Raw genomic sequence first — 15,735 nt, forward strand, 5'->3', positions numbered from 1 at the left:
GCGCGTTCCATAACCGGAGTCGCGTGTTCCGTACAGACGGCTGGTGGTTGATTTCAGTGGCTCCCGGAGTTGATGTTGACATGAATTCAGACTACCGTTTATAGCGAAATAGTTCTGGCGATGGTCGTGACTCTCCTCATACCTGAGTCCGGATATGGGTCGGCACACGTCCACTCATCTGGGGTGTTCAAACTGTCGGACCTTACGGTCTCTGCGACCGTTTTGTCCGGTCTTCATACGGTTTGTACTGAGCACTGCATCCTACTGCTGCATGTGCGCGCTGTATCTTGCACGCACTGATCTGATCCATCCAGATATTGATAGGAACCAACTCCAAGATACAGAGGATATCTGTTGCACGGAGTCACGTCCAGCTGTCCAGTAGACGGGCCGTTCGATGAACAAAATACGCCCGGCAGAACAGCTTCGTTCGCTTTTGAATGTGGTCGGTACACACCAACAGTGCAATAATCTTTATCGATGAGGGGAGCGGAACGGAAGAAATTGTTGGAATAAACGCCGAAACGGGCGATGAATTGTGGCGATTCGTAAAGCAATCGGAAAACGAATTGCATCCGGATCCGATTCCGTTTGCGGTACAAGACGAGACGGTGTTCGTACACGATATCGACGGATCTCTCGGGCTCAACCGAACCGACGGGACAATTCAGTGGGAACAACGGAGCGGAAGATGGGTAACGCGTGACGTCACGTCTGCCGTCGACGGCGACGGGCTCTACATCTGGACCGCGAGAGACGAGACAATCGCACTTGACCCGTCTGACGCAACCGAACTGTGGACAACATCGCTCGTCGGCGGGCTCCAAGGGGTTACCACCGGAGTCGCAGCCAACGGCGTCGTCTACTCGACGGGAGACCGGATCAGGGTCCGTTCGAAAGCCAATGGCGACTCGAAGCTCGCCAGGGAGGCCGATGGGGCGACCAGAGTGGCGGTTGCCGGCGGGCGCCTGTACACGACGCGGACCAATTCGAGCGCGGATCGAATACGAACCGCCTACGGCCAGAGATGACGACGGACGAATAGGAACGGTCCAACGCCAGTACCCCAAAGGGTAACGACACCCCGATGTCGCTGTACTCAGAGGCCCACCGATGACCACCCGGACGACCGCCGCCGTCGAGGCTACGGTGCCGGACGGTCAGACGCCGCCACCGCCAGTGCTGTTCCCCTCCCGTACGAACACCGTCGCCACCACCAGCACCAGGTTCAGCAGCACGACGCCGGCGATCAGCGAGGGATTCGTGCGGGCCAGCACCAGTATCTCCGCCGGCGCTGCCGACGGCGTCGAGACGACGACGGCGTAGAAGACGATCAGCCCGACCCACAGGAGTGCGAGCCTGACGAGTCGCCCGACGATCTCATCGCGAGGACGCATGTCCTTCTTCAGGATCACGACCGGGTCGGTGATCCCCGCGCGGCGAAGCTCTCGGACAGTCGCGACCGCGCTGTAAGCGGCGACGACCACGATCAGTACGCCGAACCCCCCGAGTGGGAACATCAATTCCTGCGGTCCATCTTCGACGTACAAGTAGCCCGCGCCGGCGATCATGGTCAGCCCGGTCAGCACGGCGAGGACGTTGCCGACGATGTTTGAGTCCCTCGACGAGGGTGAGACACCGCTCATGTCGGACCGGTCCACGACGTGATCCGTCGTCGGACCGCTCGGTCACTCGGTCGCGTGTCGTCCCCTCGGCGGAGACGTGGTGGGGGGTCCCTGGCCCCTGACATACACGTCTAATAGATCACTCATCGAAAATAAGTTACGTCCGTGCTCGGAAACGAATAGTAATCACACAGCTGATCCGTTCGATTGTTACTGGCCATGCATTGAGATGACCAGTCTCAACTGCTGGAAGCAGCCATTCGTACAGCGAAGAAACGTTTAGGGCACCAGCGCCAGCCAACCGGGTATGGATTGGGAACCACCAACAGATTGGCCACGGATCGAGACAGTCGAATCGCACACCGGTGGCGAACCACTGCGAGTCATCGTCGATGGATTCCCGGAGATCGAGGGCGACACGATGCTCGAGAAGCGACGGGACGCTCGCGAGAACCACGACCACCTTCGAACGGCGCTGATGTGGGAGCCTCGTGGCCACGCCGACATGTACGGGGCGATTCTCACTGACCCCGTCACCGCGGATGGCGATATCGGGGTTCTGTTCACCCACAACGAAGGCTACAGTACGATGTGCGGGCACGGTGTCATCGCGTTGGGGGTTGTGCTCCCGGAGCTCGATATTGTCGAGGTAGGATCGGAAAACCCGAGAATAGAGATGGATACCCCCGCAGGACGAGTGACTGCTCGGCCGCAGGATGACGGGGAACGAATTCAGCGGGTTGCTTTCGAGAACGTGCCGTCCTACGTCGTCAGCCTGGACGAAACGACAGCTGTTCCGGGATATGGGTCTGTGACGTACGATGTGGCGTTCGGTGGCGCCTACTACGCGTACTGTGACGCCCAGGAACTGGGGCTGTCTCTCGGCCGGACAGACGAGCACGAGTTAGTGGAGATCGGGCGCAGAATGAAGGCTGCTGTCGCCGAGGACATCTCGCTCGTCCATCCGGCCGATGAGGATCTCGGCTTCCTCTATGGCATCATCATCAGTGACGAACCGGAAGCAGGAGGCGATATCCGCAACGTCTGTCTCTTCGCGGACGGCGAGATCGATCGCAGTCCAACCGGGACTGGCGTCAGCGGTCACCTCGCGATCCAGCATGTCAAGGGGGATCTCGAACCCGGAGAGACGCTCGTTGTCGAGAGTCTCGTTGGCTCTACGTTCACCGGGACGATTCGCGACACGACCGAGTTCGAGGGGGACGACGCGGTGATTCCCGAAGTCGAGGGAGAAGCCCACATCACGGGGACGAGCAGTTTCACCATCGACCCGGCAGATCCCTTCCGCGAAGGGTTCGTGCTTCGGTGACCGAACGGGTACCAGCAGATCTCGCTCTGACCCGCTCAGAGCTCGTCAGGCACGACCACCGGCTTCCCCCCCGAGGCGAACACTGCGTCCACCGCCCGCTGGACCTGCGTGGCCTCTGCGAAACTTACGAGGTTACCCTCGCCGCCGTCGAGTGCGGTGACGAACTCGTCGACGAGCTGCCCGGTCGTGTCACCCCGCGTCTCGTTGATGATCCTCTGGTCCTCGCCCTCGGCACTCTCGGCCAGCCGGTACCAGTCGAGCAGCGTGAGCGAGCCCTCGGTGCCGATGACAGTCATCGAGTTCTGCTCGTCGACCTCGCAGTCCGTCAGCACGTCGAGCGTGCCGGCGACGCCGTCGACGTCGAAGTAGCCGGTGATGGACTCCTCGTAGCTCTCGGGACCGGTGTAGGTTACCTCGGCGTTGATCCGGTCGATCGGGGAGAACGCTTCCTGTACGCCGAACAGGTAGTGTGTCCCGACCTCACGGAGGGGGCCGCCCTGCTCGCGGCTGGTGAGCCACTCCACGTCCTGCCACTCGCGGGGCCACTGGGGAAAGCGGAACGTGAGTTCGATGCGTTTGGGCATCCCGATATCGCCGTCGGCGATGCGCTCGCGAAGTTCGACGAATCCCGGCGTGTAGCGGAACGGCAGATTGACCGCCGTCGGCTGGTCAGCCACCTCCTCCAGCGTCACGAGCTGCTTGGCTACCTCGGTGCTCTCGGCCATCGGCTTCTCGCAGATGACCGCTTTTTCGGCGTCGATGGCGGCAGCGACAACCTCGTGGTGGACGACCGGCGGCACGCCGACGTAAATGAAGTCGACGGCGTCCTCAGCGACCATCTCCTCGTAATCGGTGTACGCCGCCGCATCGTACTCGTCGGCGAACGACTCGACGCGCTCTTCGATCAGGTCACAGGCGCCCCAGACGGTCGTCTCCGGGTGGTCTTCGAACGATGCGGCGAGGCGGTTCCCGATAACTCCACAGCCGACGATCGCGGCGTTGTACATGACCAGTGGTGGCACCTGTGGGGGTTTGTAGGTACAGCATTCCGGCCCGGTCTCTCGGCAACCAGTCTCGGGGTCATACCCGCCGGGATTTATTGGGAGTGGGGCTGTCCCCCAACCCACGATGCGCAGGACGGGGAGGGGAGTAACGGCGTTCGACAGGCTTCCAGAGCGTGTCGGCCACGCGTACCTCCTCCTTGCTTTCTTCGTGCTGCCCGCGACCGGGATCGTCCTGACAGGGGGAACGCGGCCGCCTGGTCCGGTGGCGATGATCATTCTGTGGGGGGTCCTTGTCCACCACTCGCTGTTCATCGTCGTCGCCGTCCTGACGTAGTCGGACTCGCTGCTGTCGGTGACTGGGCTCACCGTTGGCGGTTCCAGCACGCTTGCCCGTCGACGACTGGTCTCTTCGGTGCCGGTTAGTCGGGCCCGTCGCCGCCCGCCTCGTTCTCCTTCGACTGGCGGTCGGCAACGACGTAGGCGTCGTAGATAGCGTACAGCCAGACTGCGGGATAGAGGATGAGGCCGACGAAGGCAAGCATCGAGGCCAGTGCGATGAAGCTGGCGACCATGAGCAGAATCGCTTTCTGAAGCTCGCGGTTGTAGAGCTGGCCCAGCCCCGGGAACACCACCGACAGCCCGGCGGCCACGAACGGGTTCCCGCCCGTAGTCAGTTCCTCGAGCAGCGAGTCGACGGCGGTATTTGGTGGGTCGCGTTGGCGGACGCCACAGTCGGGACAGATTTCGGCCTCCTCACTGATGATGGCGCCACAGTTCCGGCAGAACACTTCGTCTGGGCCGCGACTGGCGCGTACCGACTCTGTTCCCTGCGGACGTTCCTCGGTGTCAGCGGTGCCTTCGGTAGCCGGTTCCTCGGAGTCGCTTCCCGGGGGCTTCGTTTCGGACGCGGTCGGACTGTCGTCGGTCGACTCGTCGGTCATGGCCGGACCGTGGAGATGAACAAGGGTAGCTCTTCTGGCGCCTGTAGAGGGGCACACAATGGAACGTCACCGCTGCGGGTGAGCGCCTCCCCCAGGCAGACCGGGGACTCCTGCAGGTCACGCGCCTCGAGTGGCTCCTCGGAGAACTCCTCGACGGGCGCTCAGTCTTCGGTGTCGAGTGCTCCACAGAGCGCTCCTATGAAGCATACCGAGGTGCAGGACCTCCAATCCAGCCCGGCGGGCGGACCGTATATGCGCGGTGGGCAGCCGTCTGAAAGTGAAGCCCTTCGATAGAGCTGGAATCTACGTTGATACTCTGTGGGGATGCCGGTGAACCAGTCGGGATTGCCAAGCCTCTTCGGAGTCGCGGGCGAGTCCCGAACTGGTGTCCCGAGTCTCGAACATCTTCCGCCTGCCGATACTGGCCATCGGCCTGCTGTTGGCACGCTTCGGCATCATCGACCGAAAGCGGGCCATCGAGACGACGGACCTGGCGTGGCCCCGCATCGTCACCGGGGTCGCGCGCATGTCGAAAAACGCGGTCGACGTGGCGATGGTCGGTGCCGCACTCGGGACGAAAGCCGTTGCAGGGGTCGGGTTCGCCGGCCCGTTCTGGGGAATCGCTTTCGCCATCGGCGGCGGCGTCGCCGGGGGCACAATCGCCATGGTCTCCCAGCGCTACGGCGCCGAGGCCTACGATGAACTCGGGCTCTCGGTCCGCTCGAGCACGCTGCTGGTGGTCCTCATCTCCACCCCGGTGATGGTGACGTTCTGGATGTTTCCGGCCGAGCTCGTCGGCCTGCTGAGCAACGACGCCCGCGCAGTCGCCTACGGTGCGGACTATCTCCGTATCGTCGGGCTGGGCATTCCCTTCGCCGGGCTGAACCTCGTCGGCAGCCGCGTGCTCGTCGGCGCTGACGACGCCTTCACCGCGATGCAGGTGCGGGCCGGCGGCGCCGTGGTCAACGTCGTGCTCAACGCCGTCTTCATCTTCGGCCTCGGTCTCGGCGTCGAGGGAGCAGCGCTCGGCACGGTGCTTTCGAACGTCATCGCCGTCTCGGTGTTCGCTATCGGCATCTCCCAGGGCCACGCGCCACTGCTCGGGACGTTCCCCGTCACCATCAACCCGTACGGGAACTACCTCGACGGCCCGACCATCCGCGACCTCATTCGTATCGGCACACCCGTCGGCGCGCGAAATCTCGTCTGGACCGCTGCGGAGTTCCCGATGCTCGCGATCCTCTCGACGTTCGGCACCAGCACCGTCGCAGCGTTCGTCATCGCCCGGCGCATCTGGGGTGTCATGAACACGCCCGGCTGGGGGTTCGGTCTCGCCTCCTCCAGCCTCTCGGGCCAGGCGCTCGGCCAGGCAAAAGAGGAGCTCGCGGAGGCCTACGGCCACGACATCATCCGCTTTTCCGTCGCTACCTACGCCGTTTCGGCGATCATCATCGCCGTCTTCGCGGAGCAACTGGTGCTCCTGTTCACCGGCGGGCCCGGGCCGGAGGTGCCAATCGCGATAAACCTCATCTACGCCGCCTGTGTCGCGGTGCTGTTCCAGGGTGTCTCCGGCGCCGCGATCGGCCCGCTGGACGCCAGCGGCGACACCCGTGTGCCGTTCCTCAGCCAGCTCCTCGGGATGTTCGGCGGCTCGATCCCGTTCGCGTATCTCGGCTCGGTGACGGTGCTTGGCCACTGGGGGCTCTATCTCGCCTTCATCGCCGAGACGACCATTCCGGCGAGTATCAACTACTGGCGGTTCCGGAGCGGTGAGTGGAAGGAGGTGAGCCGACAGTATCGCCCTGACGCGGCCGAGACCGACGCCGAGGCGACGGCCGTCGATTAATGCCGAACGGGCGCGGCTACACGACCCGACGAGTCGGCGCCGGCACGTGTTCCGAGTGGTTTCGCGTCCGTGTTCCGTGGGCCGGGCTCAGCGGTCGACCGAAGCCGAGGCCGCCGACTGGACTAGGATTCGTCCGTGAGCCACCGCTCGCGGAGCCCCTCGGCGACGCCAGTCAGGTGGGCCTGTCCGAACAGGCCGACGATGAGCGCGCCGATAGAGTTGTACATCGCGTCCTTCACGGTGTCGTTGAGGCCCCGCTGTGCGAGGGGCATCGTCACACCCGTCGCGTCTGAGACGATGTCCAGTCCGAACTCGAACAGCTCCCAGGCCACCCCGAACGAGAGGACGACAATGAAGATGTAGACGAACGCAAACCGTGCAGGAAGGTGGATATCCTCCGCGTGCAGATCGATGGCTCTGGCGACGGTGTAGCCGACGCCCGCTAAGAGCGAGGCGGACGTGGCGTGAGTGAGGTGGTCCCACCACGGGACCTGCCCGTACAACCCCGCCGACCCGAGCGTGTGCAGGAACACCGCTGTCGTGATCCAGAGGCCGAGCCAGGGGTCGAGGGGAATGTCGTAGTTCCGCTCGAGCAGCGCCGGGACGAAGGTGACCAACAGCGCCATGCTGCCGTTGATGATCGCTTTGGGCTGTTTGGCCAGGAGCCCGTAGGCGACGATAGCCAGCAGCACCAACTGCATCCCTCGGATGATGCGTCGCTGCGTCGCCGTCGAGGGGCGCGAAAGCAGCGTCATCATCGGCGAATCACCCGCGAGAGTAGTCGGCGGAGCTGGCGGTCCCGTCGACGGAAGTACGCCTCGAACAGCAGGCCGGCGACGACGCCGGCGAGCGTGACCCAGAGCCACTCCATCATCAGGCTCTCGTTCGTCGTGAGATAGTTCGTTCCGACGGTGCGGTCGAGGTTCCACCGGACGATGGTCCAGGCGGCCACCGACGCCATCGTCGTCATGACGACCAGCACGACGGCGAACCAGTGTGTCACGCTGAGCGACGTGAACCTGTTGAGTTCGACGGTGACGATGAGGGCGAGGCCGGCAATCGAGAGATAGGCGGCGAACGTCCCGACCTCCCCGCCGAACAGCCCCCGGACGAGGATGGGGAACAGAGCGAGGAGCAGCAGTTCCCAGGGCAACATCATCTGCCAGTCACGGTACACAACCGGTGGGATGAGGACGATGACCGCGACTGCACCCACGAAGACGGTCCACTGGTAATCCACGTCGAGAGCGCTTTCGACCCAGATGGCGAGCAGAGGGACGATGAACAGCCAGGCGAGGATCGCGTTGAAGCGACTGCTCCGGAACAGCCGCTCGATGAGGTCATCAGCCTCACCGGACCGCTCCGCTGGCTCTCGGTTGTTCACGTGTTCACCTGACGACGCTTCGGCGCATAAGGCTGCTGTTGGTCGGACCCGCTCGCCCGCTGCTTCGACATGCGCGTCGAGCGGTCAGCCACCGCAGACACCGCGTGCGAAGAGACCCTGTCGATACTGGCGTTGGTTCAGCGAGGAAAGCCTACTCGCGATACTGGCCGAGGAACAGCCGCCGCGGCGATGGGGAGTTGCTCGCACCGTCGACCGACACACGACCGACTTCGCACAGGGCGGCCCACCGGGCGCCAACACGAACGCGACGTTCGAACTCGGCAACCCCGCCGGCTCGACAACGCTACCCCGTTCTGCATCACAAACCAGGACGCCTCGCCCCGTACCCTGAGGGTCTCGTCCACGGGCGCGAGGATATCGACGTCCACGCGCGGACAAACGTGTACCGTGCTCGCCGTCGAGCGAGGAGACGAGGTGGACCGGTATCGACGCGTTCGCCGAAATCGCGCACTGAACCCCAGTTGTTCAGCGGGTGTCTCACCCCAGTTGTCCCGGTCGCTCGGGACTGAGGAGACCGATCCAGAGCGCGAACAGCGCGGCGCCGACGAACTCCGGCACCGCGATTCCACCGGTGGGCGCGAGCCAGAGCCCCCAGACCGGCCAGGAAAGCGGGGAGGCGATGCCGAACCCCAGGGTGAGCTTCCCGGTCAGCAGCCGCAGCCGCGCGACACCGTCGACGAGCAGCGTGAGCGACGCGAGCGCGAAGAACGCGACTGCGAGCGGGAGATGTGGGGGGCGACCGGCCGGGAACAGTCCGACGCCGGCCATCGCGAGCAGAGAGCCGACAAAAGTGGTGGCGCGCAGATAACCGAGCGGGTCGGCCGCTGCAGTCCAGAGCGCCCACGCATATGGGAGGCCAAGCAGACCGCCGACCAGGAGTCCCCCGTTGAACAGCCACGCGCTCGTGCCCGTAGTGCCGAGGTCAGAGAGTGCGCTTGCCCACCACGAGAATGTCGGCGAAATTACGGTCGCCGCCAGGAGACTGCCGATAGTGACGGCGGCAGCTACCGGTCCAGAGCGGCGCGCCCACTGCCGACGCGAACGCGGGATTGATGTGTTGGGGACGTCACAACACGGTCGTGCGAGGATTCGTCCCATGACGCTGTTCGACGCCGAGGGGCGACTCGCCCCGATTCGTACCGGCCGGTTAGCCGACGTCGCGTCGTCGCTGGCGTGGTTCATCGGCCTGATTGCAACGTTCGTCCACCCCGTGGGGCTCGTCGTCGCCGGCATCCTCCTTGGACTAACGGCGAGTTCGCTCGAGCGCGCGTTCGCCGCGAGCGCCGCCTTCGGCATCACTATCGTCGCCGCCGGCACGGTGTGGCTGCTACTGACGGGGTCACTCCCCATCAGCATCAGCGTCGCGCCCTCGTTCATCGCCTTCCTGGCACTGATCGTGCCATCGGCGGTCGCTCTACTCACGCGTTCGATACTCTGAACGGGTCGCGCTGTCCATGGACGCGGCTCCGACGGCGCGCAGCGCCCCGCGGGAGACAGCTCCGAGACCGAACCCCGGAACGAGTAAATAGACCATCAGTTCGAAGCGGTCGCTCCGGAAAGTATTTTCCCACACCCGGTAACAATCTCGCAACGATGAAGAGTAATACGGTCGAGCGAGTTACCGACTGGAGCTCGGAGCCGTTCACCGGCGGCCACGACGGACTGCGCGAACTCGCCGACCGCGAGTTCAGCGGGGCGGCCACCGACAGCAACGCGTGGCTATTCATGCTGAACGGCCGGGTACTCGGCTGCTTCGACGGCGAGATGGATTCGTTCGCCGACGCCGACGGCACTGCCTACGAGTCGCCGGATGCGTCCCTCCCACTTCTGTTCGCGATGCAGGAGACGGGCGGTGAGACACGCGCGGAGTACTACAGCGAGGATACGCCCCTCTCAGAGGTTACCAAGACACTGGAGTCCGGCAACTTCACCGGGTACATCGAACTCTCGGAGAACGTCCTCTCGGGTGATTACTACGTCTCCTACTACGGCGGCCGGTCGCTTCCCGTGGCGTTCGTCGGTAACCAGGGCGAACGGCTCACCGGCGACGAGGCGTTCGAACGCGCCGATGGCGAGGTGGGAATCTACAAGGTCAACACCGTCGAGTTGGATATCACCGATATCCCGGACGAGCAGCCCGAACCTCCTGCTGCGGGCAGCGTCCACGACGACGAAACCGACGGGGCCGAGGAGCCGCCACCTGCGGAGGATGATAAGCCGGCCGCTGTAAACGAAGCTGAGCCTGCTGAAGACGGTGGAACCGAAGAGCCAGCGGCCGAGACTGAACGTCCGAGCGACACCGAAGAACTCGCGACCGGCGCCGAAGAAACCGCCAGCGATGAGGAGTCCAAGTCGAACGGGCAAACATCTGGCGAGCGCACTGCGGAAGCGGCCGCCGAACGCGAACCGACCCACGGAGCCGACGAATCGGAACCGACCGAGAGCCGGCGGCAGTCCGCCGCCGAAGCGGACGAGCCGAAACCGACGCACGCGGACCGCCCGGAGCCCGAACCCGAACCCGAACCCGAACCTGAACCCGAATCCGAACCGCGGCCGGGAGAGCCAGGAACGGCCGAGGAGCAGAAGTGGCGCGGCGCAAAAACCATTCCAGCGCTGGACCCCGAGGAGTCCGTCGATATGGCCGAAGAGGTTCCGGGCGGGGTCGAGACGGAGACGGCTGATGCGGCGACGGCGGTTACCAAACCGCGTCGGCGGGCAGAGAACGATGCCGCAGTCGAGGAGCTGAAAGAGGCACGTGACCGGCTGCAAGCGCGCGTCAAGGAGCTTGCGGGGCAAAACGACGAGCTTCACTCGGAGACCGAACAGCTCCGGGAGGAGCGCGACCGCCTCGAGCGCGAGCGCGAGAAGACACAGGCGAAAGTAGCCGAACTCGAAGCCGAGGTCGAAGAGCTGCAGACGACCGTCGACCAACTGGAGTCGGAGCTCTCGAGGGCCGAATCAGAACTGGCGGAGGTCCAGGAGTATATTCCCGAAGGCGATCACGACATCTCGGAGGACCGGGCGTTCGAGGGGACGAACCTGTTCGTCCGCTACAACCGCCAGGGCGGCGCGACACTCGAAGACGCCCACGGGGGGGACGCGAAACGTGCTGACGTGAACGAAAACCTCCGACTGGAGCACCACACCGACTTCGAAGAGGAGGGCGCAGTCGTCGACGGCGAGCCCTTCGAGGAGTGGCTCCACGGGACGATCGAGTACGGCTTCGGCCACTGGCTGGTCCAGGAGTTCATCTATGAAATCCTCGAAACGGGGAACCAGTCGGGGCTCGGGAAGCTGTTCGATAGGATTCCCGAGATCGACCGGATCGAGTTCCAGGGCGGCGTCACACTCCCGACAGATGAGGGGGAACCGCCCGAGACGGCGACGTTCGACGTGATGCTTCGTGACCGGATGGGAAATCCACTCATCGTCGCCGACCTGAACGACTCGCGGGAGGCCGCGACGGAGTCGATGCTCGGCACGCTCATCGAGAACGCCACCCCGGTCGCGAAAGCCCAGGAAAGTCTCGCCGGAGCGTTTTTCGTCACGACGAGCTACTACGACCCGGGCTCGTTGGAGACAACGGAGGACGCGACAGGTGGCGGATTCCTGAGTCGGGACAAGAACAAGAGCTTCGTGAAGCTCTCGCGCAAGAGCGGCTACCACCTCTGTCTCGTCGAAACACGAGACGAGGAGTTCCACGTCAGCGTCCCGGAGCTTTAGGAAAACAGCCGTCCTCTCGAAACTGAACGCGTCAGTTATCGGCTTCCGGCGCCGACTCGATCCGCATCGACCGCAGTTTATCGACCGTGTCTTCGAGTTTCTCGTCCAGGTCGTCGACGAACTCCCCGGTGTGGTCGGTGGTGATCGCTCCCTGGCTCGACGGCTCGATGAGGTTCTCCTCCTCGAGCACACGCAGTGAATACCGGACCTTGTGATGCGGATAGCCGGTCTCGTTCGACATCTTCACGATGCCGATGGGTTCGTTCTCGATTACCATTCGCAGCACCTGAAGATGCCGCTCCAACATGTCTACTTCTTTCTCAAGTCGATCTATCATGCTATATGTTAACTTCTCTTGCTAGCTTTTAAAGCTTACCCTCGGGCCGGGCGATAGGGGATACGTTGGTCAACGAGATGGGTGTAGTTAACATTTCGGGCCAAGAGCCGAGGCGAGCAACGTGGGGAGACTCTCGCCCGCCGCCGTGCCTGACCGGTATGGGGGGCGCATCGTAACCGGTTTAATTGGGGCTGAAGAATCTCCGCGTATGACCGTCATCATCGTCGGCGCACAGCTCGGCGACGAGGGGAAAGGCGCCCTCGTCGACCGCTGGGGCGGCGAGGCCGATGTCGTCGTCCGGTATCAGGGAGGAGATAACGCAGGTCATACTGTCGTCGAGGACGGCGAGGAGTACAAGCTCTCACTCGTGCCCAGCGGCAGCGTGCGCGGGAAGACCGGCGTGCTCGGCAACGGTTGTGTTGTCAATCCCCGAACCCTGTTCGACGAGATCGAGTCGCTGCAGGAGCAGGGCCTCGACCCGGACGTGCGCCTCGCCGAGCGCGCACACGTCATCATGCCATACCACCGTGTGTTCGACAATATGGAGGAGGCGGACAAGGACGAGTCCGGCTCCGGAACCAAGGTCGGCACGACCGGTCGAGGCATTGGCCCGACCTACGAGGACAAGGCCGGCCGGCGGGGCGTCCGCGTCGGCGACCTCCTCGACCCTGATGTACTCCGGGACCGGCTCGAGTACACCGTCCCGCAGAAGCGGGCCATCGCTGAAGAGGTGTTCGACGTCGACACCGGTGTCGAGTTCGACGTGGACCAGCTGGTCGCGGAGTACGCGGCGTACGGCGAGCGCCTCCGGGAGGAGGGGATGACCGTGGAGGCCGGTGATTTCCTCTACGAGCAGCACGCAGACGGCGCGAACCTCCTCTTCGAGGGAGCACAAGGAACGAGTATCGATATCGATCACGGGAACTACCCCTACGTCACCTCCTCGAACCCGACCGCCGGCGGCGCCGCTATCGGCTCCGGTATCGGCCCGAAGCTGCTCGGTGAGGGCGAGATCGTCGGCATCGTGAAGGCGTATCTCTCGCGGGTCGGCTCCGGGCCGCTCCCGACCGAGATGACCGACGCGGAGGAGGACCTCGCCAACAAAATCCGGGAAAAAGGTGGGGAGTTCGGTACCGTTACCGGCCGGCCCCGGCGCATCGGCTGGCTGGACATCCCCATGCTGCGCCACGCTGCACGGCGGTCCTCGTTCACCGCCATCGCTGTCAATCACGTCGACGTGCTCGCCGGGCTGGACGAGCTGAAGGTCTGTCACCAGTACGACCTCGACGGAGACACCCTCCGGACGGTTCCAGCGACAACCGAGGAGTGGGCAGCCTGTGAACCCGCGTTCCGGGAGTTCGAGACCTGGGCGGAGCAGGACTGGAGCGCCATCGTCGAGGAGGGGTACGACGGGCTGCCGGCCGCCGCGCGGGAGTATCTCGGCTATCTGGAGGAGGAACTCGAGGCGCCGGTGTACGCCGTCGGCGTCGGCCCCGACCGCGACCAGACCGTCGAGCGCGAGACACCCTGGGAGTAGCGCCGCTCGCCGGGTAAGCAGTCCCACGAATCACCTTCTGGAGCCGAGTGCCCTGTCGAGCAATCCGTGAGCTGGCGAACAGGCAACCCACAGATATCGAGGGCATCGCCCTCGCTGCTCCACGAAGCGGTGGGTCGCACAACCGCGTGACGCTCCGTGGCTCTGCTCAGCGCACACGCAGGGTAGTCCCGTTTTCCTTCTTCAACTTACGCCACGGATAGATCTTCGACGTCCCCCCGGGTCGCCGCGGAACCCCTACCCTTTTGCCTGACCCGCTCTCAGCGATGGGTAATGAAGGAGTCGCTGATGGACATCATCTGCTGTCCGATGGACAAACACGACTTGGAACTCGACGTCGACGAGCGCGAGGGCGACGAAGTGCTCTCGGGGACGCTGACCTGCACCGACTGCGGCGAGTCCTACCCCATCGAGGACGGGATTCCGAACCTCCTCCCGCCGGATATGCGTGAGGAAGCCGAGTAACCGAACCGGCAGTCACGGTCATGGCGGGACCCAGCGTACGGAACCGAGCGCCAAGAACGGAGAGACGTACCGAACTTTTTGTCCGGGGGGGTAGAGCGTTCGACCATGCTCGAAACGACCATCGACGCCGAACCCGGGGATGATGCGGTCGCCTTCTCTCTGCGCGTCGAGAACCGCGGCGATGACGATGTTGCGCTCTCGTTCTCGGACAGCCAACGGGTCCGGATCTCAGTGTTCTCCGCTGAGAACGACGCCGCCGAGCCGATCTGGCGCTCCGACGAAGGACAGATGTTCGCGCAGATGCTCGGGAGCGAACCCGTCCCAGCTGGGGAGAGCGTCGAGTTCCGCGAGGAGTGGGTGGAGCCAGCGCCGGGGACCTACCGCGCGGTTGGCGACGTCGTCTGTCGGGAGCGGGAGCTACAGGACGAGACGACGTTTTCCGTCTAACTGGGCCGGGGAGACGGTTACTCCTCGAGCTCCGCGTAGAGCTGTTCGGTCGCGCGCCGTACGGCTTCGTCGCTGTCCTCGGGGACGTCGTAACCGAGAGCTCTGAGTTTGTCGGTATCCAGTCGCATCTTCGGGACGTCGCCCGTCCAGCCGCGGTCGCCGCCGGTGAACTCGTACGCCGGGTCGAGATCCATCACGTCGGCGACGATATCCGCGATATCGACGACGGAGGTGGTCGTACGCGAGCCGAGATTGAAGAGGTTGTACTCGGCGCCAGCGTGCTCGACGACGTACCGGATTGCGTCGGCACAGTCCGCAACGTGGAGGTAGGATTTCTCCTGCCGACCGTCGCCGAGGACGGTGAGCCCCTCCGGGTCCGCCTGGAGCTTCTGGATGAAATCCGGGATGACGTTGCCGCGCTGACGCGGGCCGACGATGTTGGCGAAGCGGAACACCCACGACTGGATGCCGTAGGAGTTCGCGAACGTCGAGACGACGCCTTCGTCGGAGAGCTTGGAGGCGCCGTAGATGCTGATGGGTTCCAGCGGGCCGTAATCCTCTGGCGTCGGTCGCGGGGCCTCGCCGTACACCGTCGAGGAGGAGGTGAACGCGAGCGCGTCACAGCCCACCTCGCGCATCCGCTCGACGACGTTGTAGGTCATCTCGGTGTTCTCCTCGAACACACGGCGCTCCTCCTCGGGATTGTCCATCCGCACGTCGGTGTGTGCGGCGAAGTGCAAGACGATATCCGTCTCGTCGGTCACGACTTCGGCCACATCGTCGGGCACCAGCATGTCGGCGCGGACGAACTCGACGCCGTCGGGGATCGCCTCGCGGTCGCCTTTCGAGAGGTCGTCAACCGCCAACACGTCGTTCTCGGCGGCGAGGTCGGCGGCGATGCGGGAGCCGACCAGCCCGGCAGCGCCGGTCACGACAATACGCTGTTCACGAAGTTCCATATCCGCGGATGTCGGGGTTCGGGCAAGTGCGTTCCGGTTGGGGTAAAACATTTCGCGGGCGGCGACGGCGTTACGCCCGCGAACCGAAAGTGCCACCCGCG

At 64.1% G+C, this 15,735-nt stretch carries 17 protein-coding genes; 9 read left to right on the forward strand and 8 right to left on the reverse strand.

Annotated elements, in window-relative coordinates:
* Positions 1-440: 440 nt before the first annotated feature.
* The gene (locus V5A38_RS11115; RefSeq protein WP_332325831.1) at positions 441-1,031 is read left to right on the forward strand and encodes a PQQ-binding-like beta-propeller repeat protein; all 591 of its coding nucleotides are present in this window, start codon (positions 441-443) and stop codon (positions 1,029-1,031) included.
* A 129-nt stretch (positions 1,032-1,160) separates the two neighbouring features.
* Here the strand turns inward: V5A38_RS11115 and V5A38_RS11120 are convergent, their stop codons facing one another.
* A complete protein-coding gene (locus V5A38_RS11120) occupies positions 1,161-1,646 on the reverse strand; it encodes a hypothetical protein (RefSeq protein ID WP_332325832.1) in 486 nt (161 codons plus the stop codon).
* Positions 1,647-1,932: 286 nt separating this feature from the next.
* On the opposite strand from V5A38_RS11120, the gene V5A38_RS11125 reads away from it, so the two are divergent.
* Positions 1,933-2,952, forward strand: coding sequence for a proline racemase family protein (locus V5A38_RS11125; protein WP_332325833.1), 1,020 nt, complete (start codon positions 1,933-1,935; stop codon positions 2,950-2,952).
* A gap of 35 nt (positions 2,953-2,987) precedes the next feature.
* On the opposite strand, the gene V5A38_RS11130 is transcribed toward V5A38_RS11125, so the two are convergent.
* Positions 2,988-3,959, reverse strand: coding sequence for a Gfo/Idh/MocA family oxidoreductase (locus tag V5A38_RS11130; RefSeq protein ID WP_332325834.1), 972 nt, complete (start codon positions 3,957-3,959; stop codon positions 2,988-2,990).
* A 121-nt stretch (positions 3,960-4,080) separates the two neighbouring features.
* Between V5A38_RS11130 and V5A38_RS11135 the strand changes: the two genes are divergently transcribed.
* A complete protein-coding gene (locus V5A38_RS11135) occupies positions 4,081-4,290 on the forward strand; it encodes a hypothetical protein (RefSeq protein WP_332325835.1) in 210 nt (69 codons plus the stop codon).
* 85 nt (positions 4,291-4,375) lie between these two features.
* On the opposite strand, the gene V5A38_RS11140 is transcribed toward V5A38_RS11135, so the two are convergent.
* Positions 4,376-4,897, reverse strand: coding sequence for a zinc ribbon domain-containing protein (locus V5A38_RS11140; RefSeq protein WP_332325836.1), 522 nt, complete (start codon positions 4,895-4,897; stop codon positions 4,376-4,378).
* Positions 4,898-5,282: 385 nt separating this feature from the next.
* Here V5A38_RS11140 and V5A38_RS11145 point away from each other — a divergent pair, with 385 nt between their 5' ends.
* The gene (locus V5A38_RS11145; RefSeq protein ID WP_332325837.1) at positions 5,283-6,743 is read left to right on the forward strand and encodes an MATE family efflux transporter; all 1,461 of its coding nucleotides are present in this window, start codon (positions 5,283-5,285) and stop codon (positions 6,741-6,743) included.
* Between the two features lie 122 nt (positions 6,744-6,865).
* On the opposite strand, the gene V5A38_RS11150 is transcribed toward V5A38_RS11145, so the two are convergent.
* The 3 genes from V5A38_RS11150 to V5A38_RS11160 all read right to left on the reverse strand — a co-directional run bounded on the left by V5A38_RS11150 (position 6,866) and on the right by V5A38_RS11160 (position 9,246).
* Positions 6,866-7,498: a hypothetical protein gene (locus V5A38_RS11150; RefSeq protein WP_332325847.1), complete on the reverse strand. Its 633-nt coding sequence runs from the start codon at positions 7,496-7,498 to the stop codon at positions 6,866-6,868.
* Positions 7,498-8,127, reverse strand: coding sequence for a hypothetical protein (locus V5A38_RS11155; protein ID WP_332325838.1), 630 nt, complete (start codon positions 8,125-8,127; stop codon positions 7,498-7,500). The genes V5A38_RS11150 and V5A38_RS11155 overlap by 1 nt, the downstream gene beginning before the upstream one ends.
* A gap of 498 nt (positions 8,128-8,625) precedes the next feature.
* Positions 8,626-9,246, reverse strand: a complete 621-nt coding sequence (locus V5A38_RS11160; protein ID WP_332325839.1) for a DUF998 domain-containing protein — start codon at positions 9,244-9,246, stop codon at positions 8,626-8,628.
* Here V5A38_RS11160 and V5A38_RS11165 point away from each other — a divergent pair.
* On the forward strand, positions 9,245-9,586 hold the full coding sequence (locus V5A38_RS11165) for a hypothetical protein (protein WP_332325840.1): 342 nt from the start codon (positions 9,245-9,247) through the stop codon (positions 9,584-9,586). The two genes, V5A38_RS11160 and V5A38_RS11165, sit on opposite strands and share 2 nt — an antisense overlap.
* Positions 9,587-9,741: 155 nt before the next feature.
* Positions 9,742-11,871 carry a hypothetical protein gene (locus V5A38_RS11170; protein ID WP_332325841.1) on the forward strand — a complete coding sequence of 710 codons (2,130 nt, stop codon included), beginning with the start codon at positions 9,742-9,744 and terminating at the stop codon, positions 11,869-11,871.
* 31 nt (positions 11,872-11,902) lie between these two features.
* Here V5A38_RS11170 and V5A38_RS11175 read toward each other — a convergent pair whose 3' ends face one another.
* Positions 11,903-12,208: a hypothetical protein gene (locus V5A38_RS11175; protein WP_332325842.1), complete on the reverse strand. Its 306-nt coding sequence runs from the start codon at positions 12,206-12,208 to the stop codon at positions 11,903-11,905.
* Positions 12,209-12,416: 208 nt separating this feature from the next.
* Between V5A38_RS11175 and V5A38_RS11180 the strand changes: the two genes are divergently transcribed.
* From V5A38_RS11180 to V5A38_RS11190, 3 genes are all read left to right on the forward strand, one after another.
* Complete coding sequence (locus tag V5A38_RS11180) at positions 12,417-13,745, forward strand: adenylosuccinate synthase (protein ID WP_332325843.1); 1,329 nt, start codon at positions 12,417-12,419, stop codon at positions 13,743-13,745.
* Positions 13,746-14,036: 291 nt separating this feature from the next.
* Complete coding sequence (locus tag V5A38_RS11185; protein ID WP_332325844.1) at positions 14,037-14,228, forward strand: methytransferase partner Trm112; 192 nt, start codon at positions 14,037-14,039, stop codon at positions 14,226-14,228.
* A 105-nt stretch (positions 14,229-14,333) separates the two neighbouring features.
* Complete coding sequence (locus V5A38_RS11190; protein WP_332325845.1) at positions 14,334-14,675, forward strand: BsuPI-related putative proteinase inhibitor; 342 nt, start codon at positions 14,334-14,336, stop codon at positions 14,673-14,675.
* A gap of 17 nt (positions 14,676-14,692) precedes the next feature.
* On the opposite strand, the gene V5A38_RS11195 is transcribed toward V5A38_RS11190, so the two are convergent.
* Positions 14,693-15,634 carry an NAD-dependent epimerase/dehydratase family protein gene (locus tag V5A38_RS11195; RefSeq protein ID WP_332325846.1) on the reverse strand — a complete coding sequence of 314 codons (942 nt, stop codon included), beginning with the start codon at positions 15,632-15,634 and terminating at the stop codon, positions 14,693-14,695.
* Positions 15,635-15,735: the final 101 nt, after the last annotated feature.

It is taken from the genome of Halolamina sp., assembly GCF_036626355.1.
Lineage (GTDB): Archaea > Halobacteriota > Halobacteria > Halobacteriales > Haloferacaceae > Halolamina.

Bases quoted from the DNA above. Each gene is read 5' to 3' on its own strand.
- V5A38_RS11115 (WP_332325831.1), top strand. From the start codon at position 441: ATGTGGTCGGTACACACCAACAGTGCAATAATCTTTATCGATGAGGGG.
- V5A38_RS11120 (WP_332325832.1), bottom strand. From the start codon at position 1,646: ATGAGCGGTGTCTCACCCTCGTCGAGGGACTCAAACATCGTCGGCAAC.
- V5A38_RS11125 (WP_332325833.1), top strand. From the start codon at position 1,933: ATGGATTGGGAACCACCAACAGATTGGCCACGGATCGAGACAGTCGAA.
- V5A38_RS11130 (WP_332325834.1), bottom strand. From the start codon at position 3,959: ATGTACAACGCCGCGATCGTCGGCTGTGGAGTTATCGGGAACCGCCTC.
- V5A38_RS11135 (WP_332325835.1), top strand. From the start codon at position 4,081: ATGCGCAGGACGGGGAGGGGAGTAACGGCGTTCGACAGGCTTCCAGAG.
- V5A38_RS11140 (WP_332325836.1), bottom strand. From the start codon at position 4,897: ATGACCGACGAGTCGACCGACGACAGTCCGACCGCGTCCGAAACGAAG.
- V5A38_RS11150 (WP_332325847.1), bottom strand. From the start codon at position 7,498: ATGACGCTGCTTTCGCGCCCCTCGACGGCGACGCAGCGACGCATCATC.
- V5A38_RS11165 (WP_332325840.1), top strand. From the start codon at position 9,245: ATGACGCTGTTCGACGCCGAGGGGCGACTCGCCCCGATTCGTACCGGC.
- V5A38_RS11160 (WP_332325839.1), bottom strand. From the start codon at position 9,246: ATGGGACGAATCCTCGCACGACCGTGTTGTGACGTCCCCAACACATCA.
- V5A38_RS11170 (WP_332325841.1), top strand. From the start codon at position 9,742: ATGAAGAGTAATACGGTCGAGCGAGTTACCGACTGGAGCTCGGAGCCG.
- V5A38_RS11175 (WP_332325842.1), bottom strand. From the start codon at position 12,208: ATGATAGATCGACTTGAGAAAGAAGTAGACATGTTGGAGCGGCATCTT.
- V5A38_RS11180 (WP_332325843.1), top strand. From the start codon at position 12,417: ATGACCGTCATCATCGTCGGCGCACAGCTCGGCGACGAGGGGAAAGGC.
- V5A38_RS11185 (WP_332325844.1), top strand. From the start codon at position 14,037: ATGAAGGAGTCGCTGATGGACATCATCTGCTGTCCGATGGACAAACAC.
- V5A38_RS11190 (WP_332325845.1), top strand. From the start codon at position 14,334: ATGCTCGAAACGACCATCGACGCCGAACCCGGGGATGATGCGGTCGCC.
- V5A38_RS11195 (WP_332325846.1), bottom strand. From the start codon at position 15,634: ATGGAACTTCGTGAACAGCGTATTGTCGTGACCGGCGCTGCCGGGCTG.